We start from the raw sequence: 2551 nt of genomic DNA on the forward strand, positions 1-2551 counted from the left end.
CTGGTTTTGATTGTTTTTGTGGGTTTTTAAGTTTTTCGTCTGTTTTTTGTCTCTTTGGCGGATGCTTTTCTGCCGCGTTTTACATTCATATATTCCGCTGTTCGGCCTGGCCGTGCGCCATTCTTCGCAGAGGCGGCGGGCCGGATGCTTAAGAGACGCCGAGACCCAGCGCCATTCTTCGCCGCGCCGTGCACATGTTTATGTGTTTGTAGAGACGCTTGGGATAGCGTCGATCTCTCTACTCTGAGGTCCGGCGTGTGGCGGTTGGGCAGGACGCCCCTCCCCGTCCCTTGGAGGCTCAGGTGTCCAGCAGATGATTCCAAGAGCCGCATTGCAGGTGACAGCAGGTGGACACCAGAGATGTCGGATAGGTTGCCATGTGGCCTGATGCAACCCCCGGCGTAGGTCGATCTGCGCGGGCGTTGAGCCGTCGGGGCGTTCCAACGCCGGCGGGGATCGGCGCGTTGCAAGGCGGCGTGTGTATTTGTGGCGGCGCCGCGGCTGGAGCTGGAGGATGCACTGGCCTCCGCGTTTCTAGCCTACGCCATGTGCCACTACCTAAAAGGCTGGAGACGCGGAGTAGCCCTCACAGTAGCCGTATATCCTGTATACCTGGCGCTAAACACCGCCGTCATGTCGCTACTTCTTGGGATAAGCCCACCACAACCCGTGTAACGGAGAAGGCGGGCTGGCAGGTGGAACTTGGCACACCGCGCCGAGGCGCCAGCTATCGGTGGCTGGCGGGGTCTCAGCTCTGGACTCGCCAGGACCTAAACCAGGTCTGTCTGCGGGACGAGCCCCACGAATCCACGCCTTAGCCGTGCTCCGCTATTCCACCCACCGTCATACATTCCTTAGATGTACCATACTAGACTGTTATTAATGTATATATTTTATATATGGTTACAATTAAGATTAGGATTGCAAACATTTGTTTTAGTTTAACACTCGGAATAAAAAGACTTGTAACTCTCGCACCGATGAATGCCGAAACAGCGCCGATTAATACTAAAATAGCCGCTAGGGAGGGATTCCAATGGGCAGTTGATAAGTGGGGAATTAATGCAGAGAAGGAGGGAGGACACACGGCGACGGCATTTATCCCCGCCGCTTTCTTAGGCTCAAATCCTAAGAGGATGAGTGTTGGTAAAAGTAAAAACCCTGGGCCAACGCCAAGAAAACCCGCAAGCACTGAGATAGGTACGGCAAATATAACTGCCAACTTAAAGTTTTCCCCCCTCCCCCGAGAACTTTTAATAGGTTTGAAAAGTCTATATGCTAGATACAAAACAGCGGCGAAGTAGATAACCCACACGATCATCTGCGGCACGAATTGAACAATAAACGCGCCGATCGGCGCAGACAGTGTTGTAACTACGCTAAGGAGCGCAGCCCTCCTCCACTCGACAAGTCTGCTTCTCGCAAAACCAAATGCAGAAAATAAAGCCGTAACACCGTTAAGAAGGAGGGCGAGCGGCTGAACTTCGTGCACCAGGTCTTGCATAAAAAGACCTAGAAACGGAATCGCGGCGAAAGCGACGCCGAGCCCAAGCATCCCAGATATAAACGACAAAACGGCGAGCCCAGCGGCCACGATAGCCACCTCAAAGACGCCGGCGGTTACCATGAGGTGCGGCTTTTGTGAGTTTTTAAGTTCTAGAAGGAAAAAATAAAAATTGGATTTGGAGGTGTTGTATGCGGGTTTTGGTGGCTTCGCTGGGCTTCTCCTACCACCACGTAATGGCTGTGGCTAATAGATGCAGACCGGAGAAGATTGTGCTGGCCACCGTGAATCCGGAGGTGGACCGCGTGAAGAACGCCGTCGACGAGGTGGCGCTTTACGGAAAGGCGCTGGGAATCGCCGTCGAGGTCGAGAAGCTCGACCCAAGCGACTTCTGGCAGTGCGTGGGGGAGGCGGCGCGGCTCTTCGCTGGCGACGACGAGTCGACGTGGGCGGGGGCGTGAGGGCCCTGTCGCTGTGTCTCTTCACGGCGGCGTTGCTCGCGGTGTACATCCTAGACGCGAAGCTGAGGGCCGTCTACACAATGGCGGAGCACTCGGAGAGGGTCGTCGAGGTCGACCTCAGGCCGGTTCTCTACGTGAGGAGCCTCAGAGACTCACGCTCCAGCGCCAAGAGGAGCTTTCTGGCTGAGCTGGCCTCCGCCGGGGAGGCGGAGCTGGGGAGGTATGAAAAGAGGTTGCTTAGGGAATTTGCCGAGTATGGCTTGTCGGACGGGACCTCCCTCACCAGCGCCGGCGTCGCCTTTTCCAAAATACTCTCGCTGTGGGGGGCCAGGCGTTTGCAACTGCGGAGATTGCCTCGTCGATGAGGGCTAGGGCTTCCCACGTCCTTATCCTCCACCCCGGTCCGTCTCTGCAGCGCTCCGCCACGTAACGCGCCGCGGCCAGGGCTCTGGCCACTGCGTACGCCAGCCTCCTCACGTCAACCGGCCTGGGGGCTAGGCGCCTAACCCGCAGAGCGGCGGAGAGGGGGTCAGAGAGGTTGCCTAGATAAACCGTGTCCCCCGGCCGCCACCCCAGCTTGACATAA

Annotated in this window: 5 protein-coding genes; 3 read left to right on the forward strand and 2 right to left on the reverse strand. The window is 56.8% G+C overall.

What is annotated here, in order from left to right; translation table 11 throughout:
* The first annotated feature begins 486 nt into the window (after positions 1-486).
* Positions 487-675 carry a hypothetical protein gene (locus ACP5J3_RS12925; protein ID WP_428496062.1) on the forward strand — a complete coding sequence of 63 codons (189 nt, stop codon included), beginning with the start codon at positions 487-489 and terminating at the stop codon, positions 673-675.
* 193 nt (positions 676-868) lie between these two features.
* On the opposite strand, the gene ACP5J3_RS12930 is transcribed toward ACP5J3_RS12925, so the two are convergent.
* Positions 869-1627: a sulfite exporter TauE/SafE family protein gene (locus ACP5J3_RS12930; protein WP_428496063.1), complete on the reverse strand. Its 759-nt coding sequence runs from the start codon at positions 1625-1627 to the stop codon at positions 869-871.
* A gap of 68 nt (positions 1628-1695) precedes the next feature.
* Between ACP5J3_RS12930 and ACP5J3_RS12935 the strand changes: the two genes are divergently transcribed.
* Together ACP5J3_RS12935 and ACP5J3_RS12940 are read left to right on the forward strand one after the other, a co-directional pair.
* A complete protein-coding gene (locus ACP5J3_RS12935; RefSeq protein ID WP_428496064.1) occupies positions 1696-1965 on the forward strand; it encodes a hypothetical protein in 270 nt (89 codons plus the stop codon).
* On the forward strand, positions 1950-2330 hold the full coding sequence (locus ACP5J3_RS12940) for a hypothetical protein (protein ID WP_428496065.1): 381 nt from the start codon (positions 1950-1952) through the stop codon (positions 2328-2330). Before ACP5J3_RS12935 ends, ACP5J3_RS12940 begins: the two co-directional genes overlap by 16 nt.
* Here ACP5J3_RS12940 and ACP5J3_RS12945 read toward each other — a convergent pair.
* Positions 2245-2551: hypothetical protein (locus ACP5J3_RS12945; RefSeq protein ID WP_428496066.1), on the reverse strand; the 307-nt coding region annotated here is incomplete at its 5' end. The genes ACP5J3_RS12940 and ACP5J3_RS12945 overlap by 86 nt on opposite strands.

This window comes from Pyrobaculum sp. (assembly GCF_049971835.1).
In the GTDB taxonomy this organism is placed as follows: domain Archaea; phylum Thermoproteota; class Thermoprotei; order Thermoproteales; family Thermoproteaceae; genus Pyrobaculum.

What these genes read in the sequence shown, in the direction of transcription:
- ACP5J3_RS12935 (WP_428496064.1), top strand. Translation starts at nt 1,696, where the DNA reads ATGCGGGTTTTGGTGGCTTCGCTGGGCTTCTCCTACCACCACGTAATG.
- ACP5J3_RS12930 (WP_428496063.1), bottom strand. Translation starts at nt 1,627, where the DNA reads ATGGTAACCGCCGGCGTCTTTGAGGTGGCTATCGTGGCCGCTGGGCTC.